A 25,243-nucleotide genomic window follows, 5' to 3' on the forward strand; every position below is an offset into this window, starting at 1 on the left:
CACCCGGGCGAAGACCTGCATGATGGCATTACCTTCGAGATGTTTTTGGATAAGGTGAACCACCACAAACGCGCCAACCTACTGTATGATCCATCACATTTTGTATTACAGTGCCTTGATTACCTGGAGTATATCGATCTGTATCATGAGCGTATTAAAATGTTCCACGTAAAGGATGCCGAGTTTAACCCTACGGGGCGGCAAGGCGTTTATGGCGGCTACCAGAACTGGATAGACCGTGCAGGCCGTTTCCGTTCACTGGGTGACGGACAGGTTGATTTCAAAGGCATCTTCAGTAAATTAACCCAATACGATTTTAAGGGCTGGGCAGTACTGGAATGGGAATGTGCCCTTAAACACCCGGAAGATGGTGCCCGCGAAGGTGCCGAGTTCATCAAGAACCACATTATCCGTGTAACCGAGCGTGCTTTCGATGATTTTGCAGCATCAGGTTCTGATGACGCATTTAACAGGAAAACGTTAGGGATATAAAGAAAAAGGCTGTCATGCGGAGCCTGTCGAAGCATAGTTGGGTAAGGCCTATGCGCTCAACCCTTCGACAAGCTCAGGGTGACAGGCCAGCTACATAAAGAACGTTATAAGAATAAACGAAGCACGAAAATTGCCGGCTAACCAACTGGCGAAAGGATGCTTCGTTTTTCAAAACAAAAAAAGATATAGGAGGAGAGTAAAAGAAAAATTGCTGAGTTTGTGAGAAGAGCAAAGCATTTATAAAAGCCAATAAACCAATTAATTAAACCTAAATATTTTTAAATGCAAACCATTAACCGAACACAATTATTCAGGGCCAGTTGCCTGTCACTGCTGGTAACATCGCTATCATTTGGCATCCGTGCCGGTATATTGAACGATCAGGGTGTTAGATTTCACCTGAATGGTTCACAATTAGGCACCATTGCTGCAACGGCTTTTTGGGGCTTTCCATTGGCTATTATAATAGGAGGGATTGTTGTTGATATTATCGGCATGAAAAAATTGCTGGTATCTGCTTTTGTTTTTCATTTGGCAGGTATCCTGCTTACCATTTTTGCAAATGGATATTGGACATTATTCCTGTCTACCCTAATGATTGGAATTGCCAACGGCACTGTTGAGGCATCCTGTAATCCTCTGGTTGCTTCTCTTTATACAGATAATAAAACCACCAAGCTTAATCACTTTCACCTTTGGTTTCCGGCAGGGCTTGTAATCAGCACGCTGATCGTATTTGGGTTGGATAGCTTACTTGCACACGGTGTATCTCCTAAACCTTACTGGATTTCTCAGTTGGCAATAGCTACTATGCTTATTCCTACACTTATATATGGTTTCCTTTTCTCCCGGTTACAGTTCCCGGTTACAGAAAGAGTATCGGCAGGCGTTAGTACAAGCGATATGTACAAATCTTTGATGAACCCGTTGTTGCTGTTCATGATCATATGTATGTTTGGTACGGCTATAACAGAGCTGTTTACCAACCAGTGGACGGATGTACTGTTCAAAACAGTTACTAACAACGCTATCCTGATCCTTACTTTCGTGGCATCTGTACAGGTATTAGGCAGAGCGTTTGCCGGTCCTATAGTACATCGCCTGGCGCCGCAGGGGGTGCTGCTTATTTCGGCAATATTATCTGCGCTGGGAATTTATATGATGATCCATTTACACGGCGATGCTATTTATTTTGCAGCTGTTGTTTTTGGATTAGGGATCGCCTTTTTCTGGCCTTGTATGATAGGGTTTGTAGCAGAAAACCTGCCGCGTACAGGAGCCGTTGGGTTGAACCTCATTGGCGGAGCGGGCATGTTTGGCGTATCAATATATATGATATTTATGGGTGGGCGTTATGATGCAATTATGACCCAGAAACTTCCGGGAGGGGCTAACCTCGATGCTTACAGGTCTGCAGGGGCTGGAACAGAAATGGCTAAAGCCTTTGACGCCGCCAGGTCAGCAGCAGGGCCAGAAGTGTTAAATACCACCCTTATTATCCCGTTGGCTTTGATAGTTGCGTTTGCAGGGCTGGTACTTTACATGCGTACAAAGAAAAAAACTATGTCTTTTGACGCAACTACCGTGTAAAAAGTACACATGTTTACTATAAAAATTGTATTTTTCGCCATCAATAAAACAAACTAAAATATCCGGTCTGCATGGATAAAGTAAAAACATACCTCGTGCAGGCAGGTTATTAATTAACCAACCAATAACTTATTTAAGCGAAGCCTGGCTTCGCAACCAAAAAAACAATTGAAACAATGAAAAAGGCATTTTTTATTCTTGGTATTTGTGCAGTAATTTCTGCTTGCGGCGGTAACGCATCAAAATCTGGTAATGACACTACCAGCAATCAATCGGCAAAGGCAGCAAATTCTGATGCTGATACCAATGCAGTTAAAACAGGTACCGAAACAGCTGCTACTGAGAAGGTAGGATCGGCTGCGGGCGAAAAACTGATCGGTAATTACGATTGTAATACCTGTCACAAAGTAGACGTTAAAATAGTTGGGCCCGCATTTCAGGATGTGGCTAAAAAATACCCAGCAACACAGGCAAATATTGATACGCTTGCCAACAAGATCATCAACGGCGGTAAAGGTAACTGGGGCGATATCCCTATGGCACCACACCCTACACTTGCAGTAGCTGATGCCAAAGAAATTGTGAAATACATTTTATCGCTAAAAAAATAAGTCCATTAGTATAAACCTAAAAAATCAATTATGACCGCTGGAATCAGGGTAAAACTTTCTGCAATGATGTTCCTGGAGTTTTTTATCTGGGGAGCATGGTTTGTAACAATGGGTACTTATTTAACCAAGACCCTGCATGCAACCGATGTGCAAAACGGCGTGGCTTATGCAACGCAATCATTAGGAGCTATCCTGGCTCCATTTATCATAGGATTAATTGCCGACCGTTATTTTTCGGCGCAAAAAATTCTGGGTGTTTTGCATTTGATAGGTGCGGGCTTGCTTTATTATACCACAACCATATCAAACTTCGATTCGTTTTACCCTATCATCCTCATATACATGATCATTTACATGCCTACACTGGCATTGGTAAATTCGGTATCATTTAAGCAGATGAAAGATCCAAGCAAGGAGTTTCCGCCTATCAGGGTTTTAGGAACTTTAGGCTGGATAATTGCAGGTTTAACTATCGGCTGGCTTGGCTGGGAAAATAAAGGATCGTTAGTATTAACGTTCCAAATGGCGGCTGTAGCTTCATTAATTTTAGGATTATTAAGTTTTACATTACCAGACACCCCTCCGGCTAAAAAAGGACAAAAAACTACTTTTGCCGATATTATTGGTCTTGATTCTATAGGTTTATTAAAAAATAAATCATACCTCACTTTCTTTCTGGCTTCGGTTGCCATTTGCGTACCGCTTGCATTTTATTACAACTTCACAAATCCTTATTTAAATGAGATAGGTGTAAAGGCAGCAGCAGGGGTACAATCAATGGGGCAGATATCTGAACTATTGTTTATGTTCCTGATGCCGTTGTTCTTTGTAAGATTAGGTGTTAAAAAAATGCTTGCTGTAGGTATGCTTGCCTGGGTGTTACGCTATATATTGTTTGCGTATGGTAACGTAGGGTTAAACTACTGGATGGTAATTGGCGGCATAGTATTACACGGTGTTTGTTATGACTTTTTCTTTGTAACTGGTCAAATTTATACAGATAAACTTGCAGGCGATAAATTTAAAAGCGCGGCGCAGGGCTTTATTACCCTGGCAACTTATGGTGTAGGTATGCTTATAGGATCTTATATTTCAGGGCCTATTGTAAACAAATATAAAATATCAGATACCGCGCATAATTGGCAATCAATATGGTTAATACCTGCCAGTATTGCCGCAGTTGTGCTAATTGTATTTGTATTGTTTTTTAAAGATAAAAACCACACCGAAACACAACCCGGACTTAATATTCAGGAACCATCGGCTTCAACAGAAATTTAAACAACATGGCATCTAATCAAAACCGCAGATCTGCTATCCGTAACATTGTTGCAGGTACGGCAGCTATAACAGCTACAGGTATGTTATCTTCATTTAAACCATCCGAAGAAAAAGAATTGGGCGCCGATGCGCTTAAAGGTAATATTAACCATGCGGTTTGCCGCTGGTGCTACGGCGGTATGTCTGTAGAGGAGCTTTGTATTGCCGCTAAGGATATCGGCATAAAAGGGATAGACCTGGTTGGCCCGGCAGATTGGCCTACGCTTAAAAAATATGGCTTGTATTCGTCCATGTGCAACGGTGCCGAAATTGGCCTTAACGATGGTTTTGGCGATACACAGTTTCACGCCACACTGCAAAAAAACTATGCCGAGATGATACCCTTGGTTGCCAAAGCAGGATATAAAAACCTGATCTGTTTTAGTGGCAGCCGTCGTGGTAAGGACAACGAAACCGGTTGGAATAATTGTGTAGCAGGTCTGAAGCCATTAATGCCCATTGCCGAAAAACATGGCGTAACATTGGTAATGGAACTCCTGAACAGTAAAATAGATCACCACGATTACCAATGCGACCGTGTTTCATGGGGTGCAGAATTGTGCAAACGTTTAGGGTCAGAAAACTTTAAACTGCTGTATGATATTTACCACATGCAGATTGACGAAGGCGATGTGATTCGTAACATTGGCGAATATCACCAGTATATAAATCATTACCATACCGGTGGTGTACCGGGCCGTGCCGAAATTGACGACACACAGGAATTATATTATCCTGCAATAATGAAAGCTATCCTGGCTACAGGGCACAAAGGCTTTGTTGCGCAGGAGTTTATTCCTCGTAATGCCGATAAGGTGGCATCGCTGCGTAAAGCTGTACATATTTGTGATGTTTAAACCTTATTGAATAAACGCACTCTAACGCTACATTAACCAAACTAAGATACATGACAACCAGAAGAACATTTTTAGCACAGGCCGGCCTTATTTCGGCAGGTGTGATGTTAGCACCACAACTATTATCGGCCAAAGAGAAAAATGGCGCCGGGCTGCAATTATACAGTCTGCGCGATCAATTACCTGCCGATGTAAAAGGTGTAATTGCAAAAGTTGCTAAAGCAGGTTACAAAGAAGTTGAAACCTTTGGCTATAATAAAGATACCGGTTACTGGGGTTTACACAGTAAGGATTTTGGCCAGCTGTTGAAGGATAACGGTCTTACCAGCCCAAGCGGGCACTATGGTTTAGATTCATACTTTGGCAGCGGAAATACCGACGAGCTTAAAACTTATACAGATGTTGCAAACACCATAGGGCAAACTTATATTATTGTGCCTTCGCTTAATCATGATTTCATAAAAACGGTTGACGATTGTAAAAAAGTAGCCGAAAAAATGAACAGCGCCGCCGAAATATTGAAATCGGCAGGTTTAAAACTGGGTTACCACAATCACAATTTTGAATGGCAGCCCGTTGGCAATACTACATTTTATGATGTAGTGCTTACAAACACCGATCCTAAGTTGGTGAACATGGAAATGGATATTTACTGGGTGGTACGTGCCGGTCAGGATCCGATAGCTATTTTCGAGAAACACCCTGGTCGTTTTACCTTTGTACACATTAAAGACAGGGACAAAACCAATGGTGATCTGAATACAGAAATTGGAACAGGCAGCATCGATTTTAAAGCCATATTAGGTAAAGCCAAACTTGGCGGCGTTAAGCATTTTATTGTTGAACAGGAAAACTTTACCAATATTGATCCTTACGTAAGCATCACGCAAAGTGCCGCTTATCTTAAAAACTCACTTCATATCTAACAAATATTAAAATGAAATATTCAATTATATTAACAACACTTTTAGCCGGAAGCGTTTTTATGGCAAAAGCTCAAAATGCAAAGCCCGAGGATACCGAGATCTGGGATCCTGCGCCTAAGGTAGTTGTACCAGCCAAAGTATTGGGCAATGCCCCATCTGATGCTCTTGTTTTATTTGATGGTAAAGGACTTGATGAATGGGTTTCTGTAGAAGATCAGACCCCAGCTAAATGGCTTGTTAAAGGCAATGTGCTTACGGTTAACAAAAGCACAGGCAACATCGAAACTAAAAAGAAATTTACCAATTATCAATTACACCTGGAGTGGAAAGTGCCTGCAAACATTACAGGTACAGGCCAGGCGCGTGGTAACAGCGGCGTGTTTTTAGCTTCAATAGGTAAAGGCGACGATGGTTATGAATTACAGGTATTGGATTCATATAACAACAAAACATATGTTAACGGTATGGCCGGCAGCTTATACAAGCAGGTAATTCCGTTGGCAAATCCTGGTCGTAAACCGGGTGAATGGAACGTTTATGATGTTGTTTGGACTGCCCCCGTATTTAACGAGGATGGATCATTAAAATCGGCCGCAAGGGCAACTGTGTTCTTTAACGGTGTGCTTGTTGAAAATAACTTCGAATTGCTGGGCCCAACCCAGTACATCGGAAAACCATCTTACGAAGGTAAAAAACATGGTCCTTCGCCAATAAAACTGCAGGCTCATGGCGATAAAAGCGAACCGCTTAGCTTCCGTAACATTTGGGTAAGGGAACTATAATATATCAGCTTAAATATTACAAAAAGCCGCTTTATGATTTATCATAAAGCGGCTTTTTGTTTATGGTTATAAAAACCACAAACTTTTTTTAAAACATACAAATTATCCGATTTGAAATTATATTTACATACTCAAATCTGCTTATGAAATTACCTTGTAAATTGCGTGTTTTACTGATTAGCTTTTTATTAATGATTACGGCTGCGCTTCAGGCCAATGCCGTAAAACGTTATTATTATCAGCTTAAAATATATCACTACAAAACGCAGGCGCAGGAAAGCATTATTGACAGATATTTGAAGGATGCTTACGTGCCTGCTATGCACAGGGCAAACATTGCAAACGTTGGAGTATTTAAACCCTTAGCACAAGATACCGCCGATAGGAAAATCTATGTATTTACGCCCTTTACAACAATTGACAAGCTCACCCAGACCGATCAAAAGCTACAAGCTGACACGCGTTACTTAACTGATGCAGAAGACTATTTGAACGCCAGTTACAAAGATGCACCCTACACACGCATTGAAACATTGATATTATGGGCATTTCCCATGATGCCGGCACCAGCCGTACCACAGCTTTTCGCTAAAAAGGCCGATAGGGTATATGAGCTGCGTAGCTATGAAAGCCCTACCGAAAAATATCACCATAACAAAGTACGTATGTTTAATGATGGCGATGAGGTTGGTCTATTCAAACGGCTTGGCTTTAATGCCGTATTTTACTCCCAGGTTATTTCCGGCGCGCACATGCCTAATTTAATGTACATGACCACATTTAACAGTAAAGAGGATAGGGACAAACATTGGGATGCTTTTGGTAAGGACGCCTACTGGAAAACCCTATCAGCAAAAGAAGAATACCAGAATAATGTATCGCATGTAGATATTACTTTCCTGTACCCAACAGACTTTTCTGATTATTAAATCGCTTTAAAACAAAACTTAAACAAGTAAGTTGTTATGATTATTAATTTATAACATAATTAATTTACAACAAAGTTTTATTTTAGAATAGTGCGTTTGCACAATAAAACCCCATTTAATGCAGCAGGGTAACTACAAATTTATGGCGAATGGCGGCGAAATGGGCGCCCTGATCAGGGCACATGACTGGTCGCAAACCTCGCTGGGCAGCCCCAATCAATGGCCTGTTAGTCTGCGTACTACTTTAGGTATAGTTTTAAATAGCCGGTTCCCGATGTTTATGTACTGGGGCCCAGATCTGGTTTGTTTTTATAATGATGCATACCGGCCAAGTTTGGGTATAAACGGTAAGCATCCAACGCTTTTAGGTAAGCCAGCAAAAGTTTTCTGGGCCGAGATCTGGCATATTCTTGAACCGCTCATAAACCAGGTATTATCGGGCGGTGGGGCAACCTGGCATGAAGATCAGCTGATCCCGTTTTACCGTAATGGAACTATCGAAGATATTTATTGGACGTTTAGCTATAGCCCCGTTATTGATGAAAATGGCGAACCGTCGGGCATATTGGTAGCTTGTACCGAAACTACTCAAAAGGTGCTCTCACTTAATAAAATTAAAGAAAGTAAAGAGGAACTGGAGTTTGCTATTGATGCCGCCGAACTCGGCACCTGGGATTTAAACCCTAAAACCAATAAATTTATAGGTAACAGCCGGTTAAAAGACTGGTTTGGTTTAAAGCCTGCCGATGAAATTGAGCTTCAGCTTGCCATAAGTGTAATTGCCGATAAGGATCGCGAGCGGGTTACCTCGGCTATACAGGCTGCGCTTGTTCCCTCATCTGGCGGCAAGTATGATATTGAATATGCTATAATTCATCCTGTAACCCAAACCGAACGGATAGTGAGGGCCAGAGGTAAAACTCTTTTTGACGAACAAGGCCAGGCCATAAGGCTTAATGGCACATTGGAAGATATTTCTGACACAGTAGTAGCCCGTATGGAGCTTGCCCATAGCGAACAGAAATTCCGTTCGCTGATATTGCAGGCGCCCGTTGCTATAGCGGTTTTCAGAGGGCCGCAGTTTATTGTTGAAGTAGCTAATGATCCAATGTTTGTGCTTTGGGGGCGCGGGCGGGATGAAATAATGGGCAACCCCATCTTTGAAAGTCTGCCCGAAGCGCAGGGACAGGGATTGGAAGCCTTACTTGAAAATGTTTACCAAACTGGCGAGCGTTTTGAGGCATTTGAGCACCTTGTTTATCTGCCAAGAAATGGCAAGGCTGAGGCTACTTATATAAATTTCGTATATGAGCCTCTAAAGGATAACGATGTTATTACCGGTGTTATTGGCGTAGCATCGGAAGTTACCGAACAGGTAATTGCCCGGCGCAAAATACAGGATGCGGAAGAACGTACAAGGCTGGCCGTTGCCGCTGCAGATATGGGCACCTTTGACCTTAATATGCAAACCGGGCAAATAATTGCTTCACCACGGTTTGATGCCATATTGGGTATTGAAAACTCACCTTCACATGCCGATTATTTAGAGAAACTGCATCCCGGCGATAAACATACCCGCGAACGATCTTATTTAACAGCGCTTAAAACCGGCCATTTTTTTAATACAGCAAGAGTGATATGGGCAGATGGAAGCATTCATTGGATCCAATCTGAAGGGAAAATGTATTTCGATGAAGAGCATAAGCCGTTACGGTTGCTGGGTACCATAATTGATATCACAGGTCAAAAAGATGCCGGAGAAGAACTTAAACGCTTTAAATTCATGGCCGATAACGCATCGGATGTGTTTATTTTGATTATGGCCGACGGCTCCTTTGCCTACGTAAATAATATGGCCCTTGACGAATGGGGCTATGATGAAGATGAATGGCCTGATCTGTTAGTGGGCGATATTGATGTTTTTTATACCGAAGAAACATTTACCCGGGCATTTAAACTGGCACAGGAACAAAATATACCACAATATGAAACGCTTTATCGCCGTAAAAATGGCACGGTTTATCCCGTAGAAATAAGTATGGTTAGCCTTATGTTGTCAGAAAAGCCATATCTGTTTGCCGTTGCGCGTGATATTACCGAACGTAAAAATTCCCGCGAGGAGTTACTTAAAACCAATCAGCGGTTAGAGATTGCGTTGGAAGCAGGGAAACTTGGGTCGTACGAATTGGAGCTAAGCAGCGGATTTATGAACTGTACAGCCCAATGCAAAGCCAATTACGGTATTGGGGTAAATGCCGAATTTAATTTCCCCGATCTGATGGCGGTTGTTGCGCCCGAAAATCGTGAATATGTAAGGCAGCGTGTGGCAGAAGCAGTTGAAAACCACAGCGTTTACAATGCCGAGTACAAAGTTACCTGGCCAGATGGATCGGTGCATTGGATCAGTGCGTCTGGTAAGGCCACTTATGATGAAAATAACAAGGCTATTAAAATGGTAGGGGTAACCTTTGATGTTACCGAGCAAAAACTGTTGCAGCAGCAAAAAGATGAGTTCATAGGCATAGCCAGTCATGAATTAAAAACGCCGGTAACCAGTATTAAGGCCTATACGCAAGTGCTGGAACGCATCCTTAAAAAGAAGGGGGATACCCAGGAAGCCGCCATGATAGGAAAAATGGATGCGCAGCTTAACCGCTTAACCAGCCTCATTGCCGATCTGTTGGATGTTACCAAGATCAACTCGGGCAGGCTGCAGTTCAATTATACATCGTTTGATTTTAATTTGCTAATAACCGAAGTAGTAGAAGATTTGCAGCGCACCACTCAAAAACATACCCTTATTGAGGATATGCAGGAAACAGGACAGGTGTATGCCGATCGTGAAAGGATTAGCCAAGTACTGGTTAACCTGGTAACCAACGCCATAAAATATTCGCCTCACACAAAAAATATTATCGTTCATACGCGCCTTAATAATAATGAGATTGTAGTAAGCGTGCAGGATTTTGGAATAGGTATATCTAAGGAAAAACAGCAAAAGGTTTTTGAGCAGTTTTATCGTGTAAGCGGCGCAAAGCAGCATACTTTTCCCGGTTTGGGCCTGGGATTATACATCTCATCAGAAATTATAAAACGCGAAAGCGGCCGTATCTGGGTAGATAGTGAAGAAGGAAAAGGCTCTACATTTTATTTTGCGCTCCCCTTGCAAAAACCAGGAACTCCCGAAAATTAAATTATTACGCTTCCCGCCCCTATACAGGCTTGATTTTTGTGGTGTATTTTACCAGTGGGAAATATAAAAAAAATCATGATTGCGGACGATGATCCGGGAATTGTAGATGCGGTGGAAATAATTCTTGATTTTGAAGGATATGAAGTATCATCGACAGTAAACGGTTCGACGCTATTGGATATGCAAAGCGAGTTTCCCGATCTGCTGCTGCTTGATATCTGGATGTCTGGATCAGACGGCAGGGACATTTGTCGTGAGCTTAAACAACGCGACAATACTAAAGGAATCCCCATTATCATGATATCTGCCAGCCGGGATATTGAGCGATCGGCCTATGAGGCAGGTGCCGATGATTTTCTGGCCAAGCCCTTTGAAATTGATGATCTGTTGGGTAAGATCAAAAAACTGTTAGACCGGCATAATTAAGTCTATATAAATTTCATTGGTCAATGCTGAGTTTTAAAAGCCGGGGTTTTTGAAAGAGAAGTGACATCGGAGATTATAAGAAAAAGAGGTGCTGTCATGCTGAGCCTGTCGAAGCATAGTGGGCGAAGGCCTCTGCCCGCAACCCTTCGACAAACTCAGGGTGACTTCCCTTTACTTAAAGAATGTCATACCCATGCCGGCATGACCAATGAAACCGTGGTTATTCTTCCACATATTTCTTTAACGAAATGCCCACAATGTGGTTCCATCCGGCTGAGAAACTTTCTCTTCCAAAATCCTTCAATGGCGGGAACGTTTCTAAACCAACATGGGTAAGCACAACTTTAGTTTTATCACCTTCATCAAATAACTCCCAGGTAACCTCAGAATTGCCTTCATAACCATCGTATCGCCAGGTATGCGACAGCTTACGGCCTTCTACTACTTCGGTTACGCGGCATAGATGGGTATATGTTTTTTCCTTGCTGCCTCCCTCGAAAGTAAATTCAAATCCAACTACGGGTTTAAAGTCAGGTAAATCAAAATACCATTCCTTCATCTTTTTAACATCGGTAATGGCCTGCCATACTTTAGCGATGGGGGCATTATAAACCCGTTCAATTACAAAAGGTTGTGCGCTCATAATTATTGATTTTTTAGGTTAATATTATCGGTTGATTGTTGTTCATTGGTAAGAAATGTATCCAGAGCATCCAGTTTTTGCGTCCAGAACTTCCGGTATTGTTCAACCCAGTCGGTTACCTGCTGTAGTTGCTGCAAATCGGCGCGGCAAAAATGTTCGCGCCCTTGCTTTTTGATAACCAGCAAACCACACTGAGTTAATATTTTAATATGTTTAGATACCGCGGGCCTGCTCATGTCAAAATTATCGGCCACGGCGTTCAGGTTCATGCTGTTGTGGGCAATTAAATTAATGATCTCGCGGCGGGTAGGGTCGGCAATCGCTTTAAAAACATCTCTATGCATACTGTAAGGCTATATGAAACCTTTCGGTTACAAATATAAATGAAACCTTTTGGTTACGCAATAGTGTGGATCAGAATTTTAGAATTAAAGCATTTTCAAAACGAACGCTTGAGAAGAGTTATTTATCTGACGGATTTTTCTTTTTTTCGATAAGCATTTGTACCATTTTGGCCAAACGGTCTTCGCGGGTTTTTTGCTGTTTGGCGGTAAGTATCCATAGTACATATTCCTTTTTATGGCTATAGGCCAATTGCTGAAACCAGGTTAGCACGCCAGGTTGCTGCTCAAGGGCAGTCTTAATATAATCGGGTAGGGTAACAGTTTTGTTGTCAACATCAATATAGGTGCCGTACTCATTGTTTCGCACAGCTTCATTGCGACCTTCAGACACCTTGGTTTGTGCAATTGGCCGAAACCGTAATGCCGTCCATGTTTCGTTTACTGCTGCCGATGCTACCGGGCGCAGCCCATATACTTCCGGCTCAGTCCAGCTGCCCATCATTGCAAGATTGGTGGGTATGTTGGATGTTTTTTTTGGGTAGATGATCCAGAAAACGGTATCTGTCTTTAATAATGGAACTATAACTTTTAGTTCAGCTGCCAGTTCTGCGCTATCGGTTACAAACAATTGAATACCGTTAAAATTGCCGCCGGTATTAAATACCAATTCTGCATCATCGGGCAAAGGACTAAGACTGTCCAAATAATTTGCCGGTGCATTGTAAAGTAACCAGCGCGAAGTGGGCTTTATTAGCAATTTTTTGGCAAGGTTGTTCATTAGTTTATGGCTTCAATTGTCAGTTGTAAACTAATTTAATAAAATTATAACATGGAGCCAAGTTTATGCCGATAGCTATATAAGCAATTATTCAACCAGTTTCGCGAAGAAATCCCATAATACAATACCGGCTGATGTAGCTATGTTAAAAGAATGCTTGGTGCCAAATTGGGGGATTTCAATACAGGCATCTATGGTTTGCATTACCTCGTCGCTCACGCCATTTACTTCGTTTCCAAATATAAGGGCATACTTTTTATCCGGGTCTGGGGTAAACTGATTAAGCATAATGCTGTTCTCGGCTTGTTCAACAGCAATTATTTGGTAGCCTTTTTGACGCAGGAGTTCAACAGCCTGTAAAGGAGTTTCGTGATAGGTCCAGTTTACGGATAGGGTAGCGCCTAAAGCCGTTTTTTCAATTTCACGGTGCGGAGGCTGGGCGGTGATACCGCAAAGCAGGATCTGCTCAACAGCGAAGCCATCGGCCGTACGAAATATGGAGCCTATGTTGTGCATGCTGCGTACATTATCAAGCACCACGGCTACCGGCAGTTTTTCCTGTTCCTTAAATTCATCAACCGAAGCCCGGTTCAGCTCATCTAACTTTAATTTACGCATTTTTATAAATATAAATGGTTCATCGGTCATAGTTCATGGAGCATTCTCCCTAACCATGATCGATGAACCATGAACTATTGCCTTGTTCGGCAAAAGTAATTATAATAGCTTAATTAACTACAGCGCTTAGCAGACCAACACCGTTGCCAATTAACGAGCTGTAAACCGACGGAGCGTAGCCAATTTTTGAAGTATAATATTCGGTAACTGCTTTGCTGAAGTCGTCGTAAGCATCACCTTTAACCAGCGCAATGGCACAACCGCCAAAGCCTGCACCAGTCATACGGGCACCGGCTACATTAGGGTTGGTTTTAGCGTATTCGGCAACTGTATCTAACTCAATGCCGCTTACTTCATAAAGATCGCGCAGCGAATCATGTGAGGCGTACATCAGGCGGCCAAACTCATCCAGGTTATTACTGGCCAATGCTTTTGCGGCAAGTTTTACTCTTTCGTTTTCTTCAATAACGTGTTTGGCACGTTTAAGAACGGTTGTATCGGTTATCAAATGGGCGTATTTTTCAAAAGTGGCGGTATCAATATCGCACAGGTAGTTGATGTTTAATTCCTTTTGAAGGGCGGTCAAAGCTTCCTGGCATTCCTGCACACGTTCGTTATATTTTGATTCGGCAAGTTTACGTGGTTTGTTGGTGTTGATGATGGCCAGCACATATTCGCCAAGGTTACTGTCAACAGCCTCATAATCCAGCGTATCACAGTTAAGCATCAGGGCTTTGTCCTTTTCACCGAAGGTAACAGCAAACTGATCCATAATGCCGCTGTTAACACCTATAAAGTTGTTCTCAACAGATTTTGAAAGTTTTACCAGGTCGAGCTTACTGTAGCCGCAGTTAAACAGATCATTAAGTGCAAAAGCAGTAACAACCTCTATTGATGCTGATGACGATAAGCCCGAACCGATAGGGATATTGCCATAAAACAGCAGATCCAAACCTTTAAGCTCATGTCCGTCTTTTGTAAAGTGCTGTATTACACCTATGGGGAAATTAAACCAATTATCGCCTTCTTTTGTGTATGAGGTTTGCAAAGGTATTGTGCCTGTTTCATCAAAATTAAGGCTCCTGAAACGGAAAACACCATCTTCGTTTGGTGCTGTTAACAGGTAGGTGCCAAAAGTTATGGCGCATGGCATTACCAGGCCACCGTTGTAATCAATATGCTCGCCAATAAGGTTAACGCGACCGGGTGAAAAATAAGCGTTTTCGGCTTCTTTGTTATAAAACTTGTTAAATTCCTGGTGTAAAGTATGCTTCATTATTCAGGTTGGTTTATTCGGAAAACAAATATTGTAAAAATTGTCAGATTTACAGTTATAAAATTAAATTAATTTGAATAAAACGTCAAATTTAACTACCCTGTATTAACTTTTTGCAGCTATATGAAATTTTATAGTTTTACAAATGCAGCAAACAGAAGGCAATGTTTGATGTTGATTACATACTTAACCACCATATACCATGAAACAATACCTTGTAACCGGATACGACTATTCAAACCCTGATGCTCTGCAACATCGTATGGATGTGCGCCCGCATCATTTAGATAACTTAAAAGCCCTTAAAGCCAACGGAAACTACATTTTGGGCGGCGCCGTACTAAACGACGAAGGCAACATGATAGGCTCGGTAATGATCATGCAATTTGAAACCGACGAAGAGCTGGAAGCCTGGAAAGCAGGTGAACCCTACATCACCCAAAAAGTTTGGGAATCTGTTGATGTGAAGCCTTACAAAGTAGCCACGGTTTAGTTGGCCGTTAACAGTTTGAAGTTTGCAAATTGCTTATTACAGAGCAATCCACCTGCTTAGCTGCCAATAGCCCTTTGCATCTTTTTTGTAAAAGGCGGTGTAGCCCGTTCCCTGCATATTAAAGTCAAATGATAGCTCGGTTGTTGCGCTGTCGTCGGGTAAAAAATTGGGTAAAATACTATCGGCAACCAGGGCTACGGCCTCCGCTAATTCATCTGTTTCGGTTTTTATAATGGGAAGCTGCGTGCTTTCTATATAATCATCAAGCGTGGCAAATGCATAGCTGGCTTTGCTTGTGATCCCGTCAATTAATTTACGGGCATTAGCAAAGGCATCGGCTACGCATTGGTCCTTATAGGCTTCCATGGCTTTCAGCAGATCCTGGGCAGATATTTCGGGCATGCCATCAGCGCCGTTTTGGGTGTAATAGCTTTGCAGTATTTCTTCTTTACTTTTCATTATCGATATAAAAACAAAAGGATGCCAAACTTAATGACATCCTTTTGTTTTTTGTGTTTGGTGCGAAAATTAATTATGCCCCGGCCAATGTATTAAGTGTGGCGATATCATCATCTGATAAAGAAATATCGGCTGTTTTCATATTTTCTTCCAGGTGACCAACACTTGATGTACCCGGGATAAGCAATATATTGGGCGAATGGTGCAATAACCAGCTCAAGGCAACCTGGTGAATGGTGGCACTATGTTTATCGGCCACACGTTTCAACAGCTGCTCGCCATTTACGTTGCCGCCACCAAGCGGGAACCATGGAATAAAGGCAATGTTATGATCGCGGGTATATTCCAGTTCTGCCTCCCATTTGCGGTTATCAATGCTGTACATGTTTTGTACGGATACCACTTCAAAAAATTCCTGCGCGTGTTTAATATCGGCTACGCTCACTTCCGATAGGCCGATGTGTTTGATCTTGCCTTCTTTTTGCGCTTCTTGCAAAAACGCGAATGTTTTTTCGGCGGGTACTTTAGGGTCTATCCGGTGAAGCTGGTAAAGTTGTATCTGCTCCAGTTTAAGGCGTTTTAAGCTGCCTTCCAAAGCTTGTTTCAAATGCTCCGGTGATGCATCTACGGGCCATTGATCGGGCCCGGTGCGCAATAAGCCTCCCTTTGTACCTATTATAAGGTCGGCAGGGTAGGGAGCAAGTGCTTCTGCAATTAATTCTTCCGATACATACGGCCCATAGCTATCGGCCGTATCAATAAAATTAACGCCCAACTCAACAGCGCGTTTAAGCACACGTATCGACTCGTCTTTATCCTTGGGCGGACCCCAGATGCCTTTGCCGGTAATGCGCATTGCGCCATAGCCAAGGCGGTTAATAGTATATTCTCCGCCTAAACTGAAAGTTTTTTCAAATGAACTTGTTGTGTTAGCCATAGTGATGTTTGTTGTTACATTTTTAACTCAAATATGGCCGCATTGTTTAGCAATAGTATAACTTGATTGTCATTTAAGACGTGCGTGCCGCCTGTATTGAACTCACCAATGTCATAAAAACAAACCAATGGATCAACAGAATTTCGAGAATCATAAACGTAACGTAGCCGGATTCCATTATTTATTAAGCTTTCTGCTAATTGCAGGGTTGATAGGAGCGGTGGTAAATGCGGTATACCAATTTGGTACTGGTGATTTTTTTACCGCGCTGCTGTTGTTATTATTTTCGGCTACGTTGTTTTTGATGAGCTGGTTTATCCGCACATTCCCCATAAGGGCGCAGGATAGGGCCATTCGTGCCGAAGAAGGTCTGCGGTATTTTATACTTACCCGCCAGCCATTGAGCAATAAACTAAGCATCACGCAAATTGCAGCCCTGCGCTTTGCTCCCGACGATGAACTGCTCCCCTTGGTTGAAAAAACACTGGCCGAAAATATGGCACCCACCGATATCAAAAAAGCCATAAAAAACTGGCGCGCCGACCATCACCGTGTGTAGGTGGATTTCGGAATTGGGATTTTCGATTTCTGATTTAGCGTTTAATATTTAGAATTTTTGTTTTAGGATTTAGCGCTTTATTCCTTTAGAATTTAGGTTTTGGAGTTTTCGTTTTAGGATTTAGGTTTTAGAAATTCCCTTGCTCTATCTCCACCAGCCAATAATAGCGCCCATGAGTGTTAATGATACAAGGCTGTAGCCACCGTTAATAAATATCAAACGCCAGCTTTTAAGTTCAAAAAGACTGTGAATGGCTATGGCGCTAAATGTCCATATGCCGGCAAGGAAACCCGCTGTTGCACCCCAGGTAACATCGGTGGTAGGCGTTGCTAAAAAGGCGGCAAGATTAGCAGCCATAATTATGGAGAAGATGGCCGTCATCCCGAAAGAGCGGCCTTTATTTGCGGCTTTTAAGGTATCGGAACTGAGGTTACTATCGGTCATCCAGGCATTTGCAAAAAGTAAGGGCGAATACCAAATACCGCCTACTAAAAATGCAGACAATGCGGCCGCCACTACGGCCAGCCAATTAATAAGAGCAAAGTTCATGGCGATAAGTTTATGTGTGAAATAAATTTAAGAAATTAATTCTTATTTACTTCACAACAAAATGCATTATATATCGGCCTAAATTACCTTCACTATCAATGCCTTCAACAATAGCGCGGTAGCTGCCACGGGCATCACTGTTAAAAAAGTTGAACGTGGCTGCACCTGTTTTATCTGTGATGATTTTGGGGTTCCAATAAAGGGTATTCCGTAAGTCGAGTCCTACTGTGCTGCTTTTGTTAACATCGTATTTGGGTATGTAAAACTCTTTAGCCTTAGTATAACCTTGTATGGCAAATGTTACCACATTTTGTTTAGGGATAAGCGCCTGTAACTGCGCAAAGGAGATCTTTTCCTTTTTTATTACTTTTTTATTAATGATCATTACCCCATTGGTTTGGTTAAGCCTGTTAATGTTGCTTAAACCATCCTTCAGGAAAATCTCCACCGATTCTACCTCACTGCCACTCATCGATGCTAAAAAGCTAACATCAACTTGCATCGCATCTACGTATACCTGCACAGGTTTCTTATTACCTGCGTTGTAATCACGGGTAACATAAAAGTTATTATCAACATAGGTTAAACCCATTGCCAGGGTCGAGAGGCAATTGAGCAGGTCTGGGCAATCTTTAAGCATAGCGCTTGATATTTCGTGATCTGCCTGTACGCTGAGGCCCGAGAAGGTACCGCCGTAATCATTATGCGATTTTTTCTTTACAATGGTTTTAGCCTTAATTACTACCTCTTTAAGCACTTTTGAAGTTGCGGCCTGTTTGCGGCTATTTTCCAGGTAAGGACGAATGGTGCTGTCAATATTTACCACCTCATCGGCAATGTTATTGTTTTTGCTTAGTTTTTGAAAAATTTCGCCGTTAACGTTAATAACCATGTATTTACCATTGGGGTTATTGCGCGCGCTAAGGGTGATTTTTGAAGTATCCTGAACCATCACATTTGAAAATTTAAAATTTCCAGACATATCTGTAATGGTTTCGGCCGAAAAGTTTTTATCCGGTATCAGCAATCGTACACTGCCTTTACCAACCGGCAAGCCGCTGTTGGTACGTAATATGCCCGATACATCAATGCCTTGTTCTGGCGCAACAAAAATTTGCGGCACTTTGTCGGCAAGTATATCGTCATATGAAAAACGGTGATAGCCTTGTGTAAGCATCAGCACATCAAGGTTAAAAAGTTTCTCCTTATCGGGTTTGTTGAAATAGTAGTTAGGCTTTTCAATGTAACCCTTTAACTCAGATGTAAGGAGCAGGTTACTCAAAATTGTCCATTCATTATTTTCATCGGTAGGCACGGTAGCATCATCCAATACTGCTACAGAAAAACTGCCTGCTACCGGTACCGCTGCACTGTTTTTGGCAAGGAAGGATAGTTTTACATTTTGCCTGGCCGTATAGGATGGCTTATCGGTTTTAAGAGAAAGGTTAAGCTGATCGTTATGCTGAATAAATACCAACCGCTCGCAAAGTGCATAACCGCCCGATGAGAAAAGGGTAACCTGTAAAAGCCCCGTAGGGAACTTACTGGTTGGGATATTGGCCGAATAAACCATGTTTTGTAACACTGTAGAGGCTGCGTAATAAATTACGCCACCGCTTTGTGCTACCAGGTAAAAGCTTTTGTTCTTTTTACGCTGTAAAAACAGGTCGTTTGCATTTATTTTAACCACAATGCTATCCTGGTTGTTGTTAACCACCAGATTTATACCCATTGCCTGTACACGCGGCAGCCTGTACGATGCCTTTGAACCATCGGCAAAATTAATGTTGGCTATGTATGATTTACCGGTTTCGGGTACAAGGTTAAATACACCCATGCCTAAATGCGCGGTGGTTAACTTGGCTACTTCGGTGCCTTTATCATCGATAATATTACCCTGGGCATCGGCTCCTAAACCTTTGGAATCAATAGCTTTAAAGGCAACCCTGGTGAGGATGCCGTTGGTAAGCTGTCCGCCTTCGGGGAAAAACTGAACATCGTAATTAGTTACTGCAGATCGCAGCGAAAATGTTTTTACGATCATCTGCTTGTCGCCCATATCCATGGATGTAACTAACGATCCTGACGTAAGGGTTGCGGCATCGCTTTCTGGAATATCAATACTCAAATTACCCTTGCTATCTGTAGTGCCTTTTCCCTTGCTGATGGCGTCGCCGTTTCTTACCACTTGCCAGGTAACCTTTTTATCGGTGTATGGGGTGTTTGCAGGATCTTTGTAAAGTATGTTGGCATCAACCTTAACCGTGTTTTTTTTTGATGTGCTTTTGTAGGTAATAAACGTGTTAACCCGGTTATCGAGTGCGTTGCCTATATTAATGGTATGGTCGTAAAAATAATCGGGATCAAAATTGCGCATCCAGTTGGTATAGGCGCGCAGGCGGTAACTACCTTGTTTATAATTATCGCCTGTGAGCGTGATATTGCCATTGGCCGATCCGTTTTTAACCGGCAAACGCTGGCTTTCCACCACCGAATCCTGCGCATTTATCAGATCCACGTAAACGATGCCGCTCAGGCCCGAAAGCTGATGTTTTTCGATAGTTAGGTAAGCTTTGTACCAAATTGTATCGCCAACGGCGTAGTAAGGCTTATCGGTATGCAGATAAACCTTCTCCATGGGATAGGTAGCACCAAACTTTAAAGTTTTTTCAATAATTGTACTTATGGGGATGCTATCCTGTTGTGCAACAGCGCCTAAACTAAAGGATAACAACAGGCAAATTACGGGTAAAAATTTTCTTGATATCATTAATATACTATAAAGCAGCTAACAGGGGCTAATATAAACATTTAGGGTTGCCTGCAATTATACACACCTGGGTTTTAACATTTTTTTACATTAAGGTAAACTGAAATCCCATATAAATTACCGGTAACACACAAGGAAACGACACCCTTTCGCCATTATTATGGAAAGGTATGGGCTATAGATAATAATGCTTAAATATTAACATGATTGTTACTTTTAAAGGATTGGCGATTTTTGGGAAATGATAGTCGGCGGGTATGTTCCGTCAGTCCTTTGTAAAAACGGGTTATTAAAATTAAAGATGCATACCTTTGCCCTGTTTTTATCGTAGGTACTTGTATGCGTAAATTAATTATTGCCTTATTATTCGTTTTACCTTTTGCCGTATCGGGCTGTAAACCAAAAGCCGATAAGCAGGTTTCGGCTGCTCAATCTGGTTATAATAAATTAACTCCCGAGCAGGAGGCTGTAATTGTAAACAAGCAAACCGAAGCACCATTTACCGGCGAATACCTGAAAGACATGGGCGAGGGGCTATATGTATGTGCCCGTTGCAATGCACCTCTATATACGTCTAAAAGTAAATTCGATTCGCATTGCGGTTGGCCAAGTTTTGATGAAGAGATCAAAGGAGCTGTAAAACGCATTCCCGATGCCGACGGTATCCGTACCGAAATTGAGTGCGCCCATTGCGGAGCCCATTTAGGTCACGTTTTTTTAGGAGAGGGGCTTACGGCCAAAAACACACGGCATTGCGTTAATTCGTTATCATTAAAATTTATACCCGCAGCACAGATAAACAAACAAAAAACAAGTAAATAAGTATCAACCATGCGTAGAAGTCAATTTTTCATATTAGCTTTTTTATTATTGATGAGCCCGATGGCGTTTGCGCAAAAGCAGGCGGCAGCTACAGCTAATACACAAACCGTTACCTTTGGTATGGGCTGTTTCTGGTGCTCTGAAGCCATTTTTACACGCCTTAAAGGTGTAACCAAGGTGGAGTCGGGATTTTCTGGCGGTACGGTAAAAAATCCAACTTATGAGCAGGTTTGTACCGGCGAAACCGGTCATGCCGAGGTGGTGCAGGTTACCTATAACCCGCAGGTGATCAGCTATGCCGATTTGCTGGAGGTATTCTGGAAAATGCACGACCCTACCACCCTTAACAAACAGGGCGAAGACGAGGGAACGCAATACCGCTCGGTAATATTTTACCGTACGCCTGCGCAAAAAGCAGAGGCCGAAAAATATAAGGCCGAGTTGAACAAGGCCAAAGCTTATCCAAACCCAATTGTAACCCAGATAGTGCAGTTTAAAGCATTTTATAAAGCCGAAGACTATCACCAAAACTACTTTGCGCTAAATGGTAAAAAGCCGTACTGCCGCCTGGTAATATTACCCAAAGTACAAAAGCTGGAAGAGGTATTTAAAAATAAACTGAAAGCCGAGTAAGCCGGCAAACAATATCACCCCGCACCGCTATATTTGTAAAGCAAAACCAACACAATGGGAGTTGAAATTGAACGTAAGTTTTTAGTAGATCATAATAAATGGCTGCAGCTGGCTAAACCGCAGGCTATGCACTACCGGCAGGGTTATATTTTAAGTGATGATACCAAAACCATAAGGGTGCGTATAACGCCCAGCAATGGCTATATCACCATAAAGGGGATAACCAAGGGCTTTAGCAGGAGCGAATATGAATATGCAATACCTGCAGGTGAGGCAGCAGAAATGCTGGATAGCTTTGCCATATCCGAACTTGAGAAATACAGGTACAATATCAATTTCGCAGGTAAATTATGGGAGGTAGATGAGTTTTTGGGCGATAATAAAGGCCTGCTTGTTGCCGAAATTGAACTTAACAGCGAAGACGAGCAATTTGATTTGCCACCCTGGGTTTCTATGGAAGTAACCGGCGACGCGAGATATTACAACTCAAACCTTTCGGTAAAACCGTTCAGCAAATGGTTGGATTTAAATGGGTAATTTAGGCTTAAGCACACTCGGGCAGCGAAAGTAGCAGATCATTTTCTGATTCGTCGCAATCAGTTTTAACATACTTATTACCATCGGGGCAAAGCGCCGGGATGAGGCAGGTTTTATTGCCTTCACTATCTATTATATAAGCTTCGCCGTCCTCATTCTTTATCCAGTCGTAAAGTTTTGTGCGTTCGGTAAGTCCTTTAATGTTAACACGTTCGTTAACCCATTCCAATGAATCTATGGCCACATAGGGATTCTCATGCGGCGTTTCATCGGTTTTTATAGATAATATACGTACAGCCATATTCAATTGCTTTAATTAATCAGGTGCCATAAAAGTAAGGCAAATGAAAAAACCGGCAAATAGGTGTTTTCACCCATTTTTGTATACGTAGTATTACTTATGGGAGCTTAAAGCTGAAGGCAGAAAGCCTAAAGCCTAAAGCGAAGGAGAGAAGATTTAAAGCGGATTTAGGATTTCAGCTTTAGAATTTAGAGTTTTTCTTTTTTTAGGATTTCCCTATTTAGAGTTTAGAATTTCTCTTTTTAGAATTCCCTCTAAACACAAAAGCCCTGGTTTATTAATAAACCAGGGCTTTTGTGTAAAAAAATATTAAGACCAGCCAGTGCCTTTTTTAGCATTGCCGTTTTTAACGTGCTCTTCGGCGGTTGCTTTGCCCATAATTGCGGCCATTTTATTGCCGGCACCGTCTGTACCAGTAGCAATGTATCTGCCAGATTTAATGTCGATAACTGGATCAACCATTGGTACATTCTTAGTTTTTGTTTTCACTGAATACGCGGTAATACCGCTTCCTTTTTCTGTTGCCATGATAAGTTCTTTTGTTTTTTAATGATTAACTCCATTCGTGCCGAATTGTTTTCGGCATTAGCTATAATTGGTTTTGTGCTGTAAACATGCGTTAAATTTTTTTAATTCAAAATACCTATGGTAAATAATTTGTTAACACATTTACAATTTTGTTAATAATGAGTAAATTATAGTGTCTGAAAAGCGGTTATTAAAGCGATAATTTTCCTTAAAATAACCCTCGCGAACAAAATTATTGCGTTCAAGCAGCTTAATTGAGGCAAAATTATGAGGATCTACCTTGGCCGCTACAGAATGCAAACCTATTATTTCAAAACCAAAATTAAGCACAACATCCAGCGCCTCCTGCATAATATCCCTTCCGTGATAGGCCGGGTTTAAAAGATAACCGATCTCGGCCCGGTGGTTTTCTTTCTCAATTCGCCAAAAGCCAATGCTGCCAATAAACCTTGAATCGTTTTTAAGTGAAATGCACCAGGTAATGCCGTTATTGCTGGTCAGCAGGTCATCAATAACCTTTAGGAGCGCTAAGGCATCCTCCAATGTTTTAGCCAGCGGACGGGCAATATATTGCATTACAGCCTCGTTACTGCGTACTTCAAAGAAATCGGCAGCATCATCGGCACTAAATCGCCTTAATACCAAACGTTCAGTTGTTAAAACCGGAAAAGGTTCAAAATTGGGGTCGAGCATCTGTAATTAATATTAAACCGGTTGCTATTGCTGGTGCATAAGTCCGCTGTTAAATTTCACTATCAGTTTAAAAAGATCGGCATATTTGGTAAGGGGTAGGGTAGCGCTGATGTCAAATACATCATGATAGGCCTTTATGCCGCCCATAGTGTAAATGAAAAATGCGGGCACACCTTTCTCCGTAAAAAGATAATGATCGCTGTTGGCAGCCTTGCCGCGCGGATTTACCTTTACCAGGTAATTACCTTCGCTGTTCTTTTTTTGCAGCATGGCAAATTCTTGTGGATAAACAGTTGCGTTTACTACGGTAATACCATCTATCCCGGTGCCGTTTAAATCCAGATTTATAAGGAAACGAATGTTTTTTAGGGGGATGAGCGGATTTTCGGTAAAGTATTTAGAACCCAGCAAGCCGGCTTCCTCGCCCGAAAAACAAATAAAGGCCATACTGAACGGCTGCGGATGCGCCGCATAATATTTAGCCAGGCTAAGCAATTGTGTAACCCCACTGGCATTATCATTGGCGCCGGGGAAATAAGTATTGCTCCCCATGCCCCCCAAGTGATCGTAATGGGCGGTAATTACAATAACCGAATCGGGTTTTGAGGTACCCTTTACAATGCCGCAGATGTTGGCGGTTTTAAAATCGGGGATCAGCTTGTTTTCAATAGCAATATCAATAGTGGCAGGCACACCCTTCAGGGCCTTTTTATCCATTTGTATCACTGTATAATCAAGTGCCTTACCTTCAACAGACCAGGTGAGTTTATCTTCCAGCGATAAAACCACGCGGTTTTGCTGGTCTATAAAATGGCTGCTGTCGCTCTGAACAAGTTTGCCCGAGCCGGTAACCCCCTTGCTATCCGGACTTACAATATAATCCTTACCCGGCCTTAGTTCTGCACCGTTTATAGTCACCTTCATTTTACCGGGGAAGGTATTTACAGGGTAACTAAAATTTTGCAGGTAATTTTTACCATCCATTGGTTGTACACCATACGCTTTAAATTGTGCGGTAAGGAACACGGCAGCCTTGTGTACGCCGTCGTTAGTATATCCCCGGCCCCAAAAGTATGGCGAGGTAAGGGTATCTACCATTTTGCGGGCAAACACACTATCCTGCGCAAATACGGTGGCAGATGTAAAAATAAATAACAGGGTAAGTTTAAATTTCATT

Annotated in this window: 28 protein-coding genes; 15 read left to right on the forward strand and 13 right to left on the reverse strand. The window is 42.1% G+C overall.

The window, feature by feature from the left end; all coding sequences use genetic code 11:
• The 10 genes from BLS59_RS07945 to BLS59_RS07990 all read left to right on the forward strand — a co-directional run.
• Positions 1-492, forward strand: a 492-nt coding sequence (locus BLS59_RS07945) for a sugar phosphate isomerase/epimerase family protein (protein WP_143014072.1), incomplete at its 5' end; no start/stop codon positions are given.
• Positions 493-774: 282 nt separating this feature from the next.
• Positions 775-2,082 carry an MFS transporter gene (locus BLS59_RS07950; protein ID WP_091147541.1) on the forward strand — a complete coding sequence of 436 codons (1,308 nt, stop codon included), beginning with the start codon at positions 775-777 and terminating at the stop codon, positions 2,080-2,082.
• 176 nt (positions 2,083-2,258) lie between these two features.
• Positions 2,259-2,693 carry a c-type cytochrome gene (locus BLS59_RS07955; RefSeq protein WP_091147544.1) on the forward strand — a complete coding sequence of 145 codons (435 nt, stop codon included), beginning with the start codon at positions 2,259-2,261 and terminating at the stop codon, positions 2,691-2,693.
• A gap of 30 nt (positions 2,694-2,723) precedes the next feature.
• Complete coding sequence (locus tag BLS59_RS07960; RefSeq protein WP_091147546.1) at positions 2,724-3,974, forward strand: nucleoside permease; 1,251 nt, start codon at positions 2,724-2,726, stop codon at positions 3,972-3,974.
• Positions 3,975-3,979: 5 nt separating this feature from the next.
• Entirely contained in the window at positions 3,980-4,870 is an 891-nt protein-coding gene (locus BLS59_RS07965; protein WP_091147549.1) for a hydroxypyruvate isomerase family protein, read from the forward strand.
• A gap of 50 nt (positions 4,871-4,920) precedes the next feature.
• On the forward strand, positions 4,921-5,796 hold the full coding sequence (locus BLS59_RS07970; protein WP_091147553.1) for a sugar phosphate isomerase/epimerase family protein: 876 nt from the start codon (positions 4,921-4,923) through the stop codon (positions 5,794-5,796).
• Positions 5,797-5,807: 11 nt separating this feature from the next.
• Entirely contained in the window at positions 5,808-6,578 is a 771-nt protein-coding gene (locus tag BLS59_RS07975) for a 3-keto-disaccharide hydrolase (protein WP_091147556.1), read from the forward strand.
• A gap of 191 nt (positions 6,579-6,769) precedes the next feature.
• Entirely contained in the window at positions 6,770-7,507 is a 738-nt protein-coding gene (locus tag BLS59_RS07980; RefSeq protein WP_240315189.1) for an NIPSNAP family protein, read from the forward strand.
• A gap of 118 nt (positions 7,508-7,625) precedes the next feature.
• Entirely contained in the window at positions 7,626-10,700 is a 3,075-nt protein-coding gene (locus tag BLS59_RS07985; RefSeq protein WP_091147563.1) for a PAS domain-containing protein, read from the forward strand.
• Positions 10,701-10,775: 75 nt separating this feature from the next.
• The gene (locus tag BLS59_RS07990) at positions 10,776-11,126 is read left to right on the forward strand and encodes a response regulator transcription factor (RefSeq protein WP_205411217.1); all 351 of its coding nucleotides are present in this window, start codon (positions 10,776-10,778) and stop codon (positions 11,124-11,126) included.
• 220 nt (positions 11,127-11,346) lie between these two features.
• On the opposite strand, the gene BLS59_RS07995 is transcribed toward BLS59_RS07990, so the two are convergent.
• The 5 genes from BLS59_RS07995 to BLS59_RS08015 all read right to left on the reverse strand — a co-directional run bounded on the left by BLS59_RS07995 (position 11,347) and on the right by BLS59_RS08015 (position 14,785).
• Complete coding sequence (locus tag BLS59_RS07995; protein WP_091147570.1) at positions 11,347-11,769, reverse strand: SRPBCC family protein; 423 nt, start codon at positions 11,767-11,769, stop codon at positions 11,347-11,349.
• A gap of 2 nt (positions 11,770-11,771) precedes the next feature.
• Complete coding sequence (locus tag BLS59_RS08000) at positions 11,772-12,113, reverse strand: ArsR/SmtB family transcription factor (protein WP_091147573.1); 342 nt, start codon at positions 12,111-12,113, stop codon at positions 11,772-11,774.
• 118 nt (positions 12,114-12,231) lie between these two features.
• On the reverse strand, positions 12,232-12,891 hold the full coding sequence (locus tag BLS59_RS08005) for a YdeI/OmpD-associated family protein (RefSeq protein ID WP_091147578.1): 660 nt from the start codon (positions 12,889-12,891) through the stop codon (positions 12,232-12,234).
• 87 nt (positions 12,892-12,978) lie between these two features.
• Positions 12,979-13,509 (reverse strand): RNA methyltransferase, encoded by a 531-nt coding sequence (locus BLS59_RS08010; RefSeq protein WP_091148737.1) that lies wholly within the window; start codon positions 13,507-13,509, stop codon positions 12,979-12,981.
• Positions 13,510-13,618: 109 nt separating this feature from the next.
• Entirely contained in the window at positions 13,619-14,785 is a 1,167-nt protein-coding gene (locus tag BLS59_RS08015; protein ID WP_091147581.1) for a galactokinase, read from the reverse strand.
• Between the two features lie 202 nt (positions 14,786-14,987).
• Here BLS59_RS08015 and BLS59_RS08020 point away from each other — a divergent pair, with 202 nt between their 5' ends.
• Positions 14,988-15,278, forward strand: a complete 291-nt coding sequence (locus BLS59_RS08020; RefSeq protein WP_091147584.1) for a YciI family protein — start codon at positions 14,988-14,990, stop codon at positions 15,276-15,278.
• Between the two features lie 36 nt (positions 15,279-15,314).
• On the opposite strand, the gene BLS59_RS08025 is transcribed toward BLS59_RS08020, so the two are convergent.
• Together BLS59_RS08025 and BLS59_RS08030 are read right to left on the reverse strand one after the other, a co-directional pair.
• A complete protein-coding gene (locus tag BLS59_RS08025) occupies positions 15,315-15,737 on the reverse strand; it encodes a hypothetical protein (RefSeq protein ID WP_091147588.1) in 423 nt (140 codons plus the stop codon).
• 73 nt (positions 15,738-15,810) lie between these two features.
• Positions 15,811-16,674, reverse strand: coding sequence for an aldo/keto reductase (locus tag BLS59_RS08030; protein ID WP_091147590.1), 864 nt, complete (start codon positions 16,672-16,674; stop codon positions 15,811-15,813).
• Between the two features lie 127 nt (positions 16,675-16,801).
• On the opposite strand from BLS59_RS08030, the gene BLS59_RS08035 reads away from it, so the two are divergent.
• Positions 16,802-17,233: a DUF6526 family protein gene (locus BLS59_RS08035; protein ID WP_091147593.1), complete on the forward strand. Its 432-nt coding sequence runs from the start codon at positions 16,802-16,804 to the stop codon at positions 17,231-17,233.
• A 144-nt stretch (positions 17,234-17,377) separates the two neighbouring features.
• Here BLS59_RS08035 and BLS59_RS08040 read toward each other — a convergent pair whose 3' ends face one another.
• A complete protein-coding gene (locus tag BLS59_RS08040) occupies positions 17,378-17,782 on the reverse strand; it encodes a DUF1761 domain-containing protein (protein WP_162842585.1) in 405 nt (134 codons plus the stop codon).
• Positions 17,783-17,828: 46 nt separating this feature from the next.
• Positions 17,829-20,552, reverse strand: a complete 2,724-nt coding sequence (locus BLS59_RS08045; protein WP_091147598.1) for a hypothetical protein — start codon at positions 20,550-20,552, stop codon at positions 17,829-17,831.
• Between the two features lie 339 nt (positions 20,553-20,891).
• On the opposite strand from BLS59_RS08045, the gene BLS59_RS08050 reads away from it, so the two are divergent.
• The 3 genes from BLS59_RS08050 to BLS59_RS08060 are packed head-to-tail and all read left to right on the forward strand — an operon-like array spanning position 20,892 to position 22,544.
• Entirely contained in the window at positions 20,892-21,374 is a 483-nt protein-coding gene (locus tag BLS59_RS08050; protein WP_091147601.1) for a methionine-R-sulfoxide reductase, read from the forward strand.
• A gap of 9 nt (positions 21,375-21,383) precedes the next feature.
• Positions 21,384-22,007 (forward strand): peptide-methionine (S)-S-oxide reductase MsrA, encoded by a 624-nt coding sequence (gene msrA / locus BLS59_RS08055; protein WP_205411218.1) that lies wholly within the window; start codon positions 21,384-21,386, stop codon positions 22,005-22,007.
• A gap of 54 nt (positions 22,008-22,061) precedes the next feature.
• On the forward strand, positions 22,062-22,544 hold the full coding sequence (locus tag BLS59_RS08060; RefSeq protein WP_091147606.1) for a CYTH domain-containing protein: 483 nt from the start codon (positions 22,062-22,064) through the stop codon (positions 22,542-22,544).
• A gap of 7 nt (positions 22,545-22,551) precedes the next feature.
• On the opposite strand, the gene BLS59_RS08065 is transcribed toward BLS59_RS08060, so the two are convergent.
• The 4 genes from BLS59_RS08065 to BLS59_RS08080 form a co-directional block, all read right to left on the reverse strand.
• Positions 22,552-22,845, reverse strand: a complete 294-nt coding sequence (locus BLS59_RS08065; protein WP_091147609.1) for a DUF3892 domain-containing protein — start codon at positions 22,843-22,845, stop codon at positions 22,552-22,554.
• A gap of 309 nt (positions 22,846-23,154) precedes the next feature.
• Positions 23,155-23,373 carry a hypothetical protein gene (locus BLS59_RS08070; protein WP_091147612.1) on the reverse strand — a complete coding sequence of 73 codons (219 nt, stop codon included), beginning with the start codon at positions 23,371-23,373 and terminating at the stop codon, positions 23,155-23,157.
• A 141-nt stretch (positions 23,374-23,514) separates the two neighbouring features.
• Positions 23,515-24,066 (reverse strand): GNAT family N-acetyltransferase, encoded by a 552-nt coding sequence (locus BLS59_RS08075; RefSeq protein WP_091147616.1) that lies wholly within the window; start codon positions 24,064-24,066, stop codon positions 23,515-23,517.
• A gap of 24 nt (positions 24,067-24,090) precedes the next feature.
• The gene (locus BLS59_RS08080) at positions 24,091-25,242 is read right to left on the reverse strand and encodes a M28 family metallopeptidase (protein WP_091147619.1); all 1,152 of its coding nucleotides are present in this window, start codon (positions 25,240-25,242) and stop codon (positions 24,091-24,093) included.
• Position 25,243: the final 1 nt, after the last annotated feature.

Source organism: Mucilaginibacter pineti (assembly GCF_900101875.1).
Classification (GTDB): domain Bacteria; phylum Bacteroidota; class Bacteroidia; order Sphingobacteriales; family Sphingobacteriaceae; genus Mucilaginibacter; species Mucilaginibacter pineti.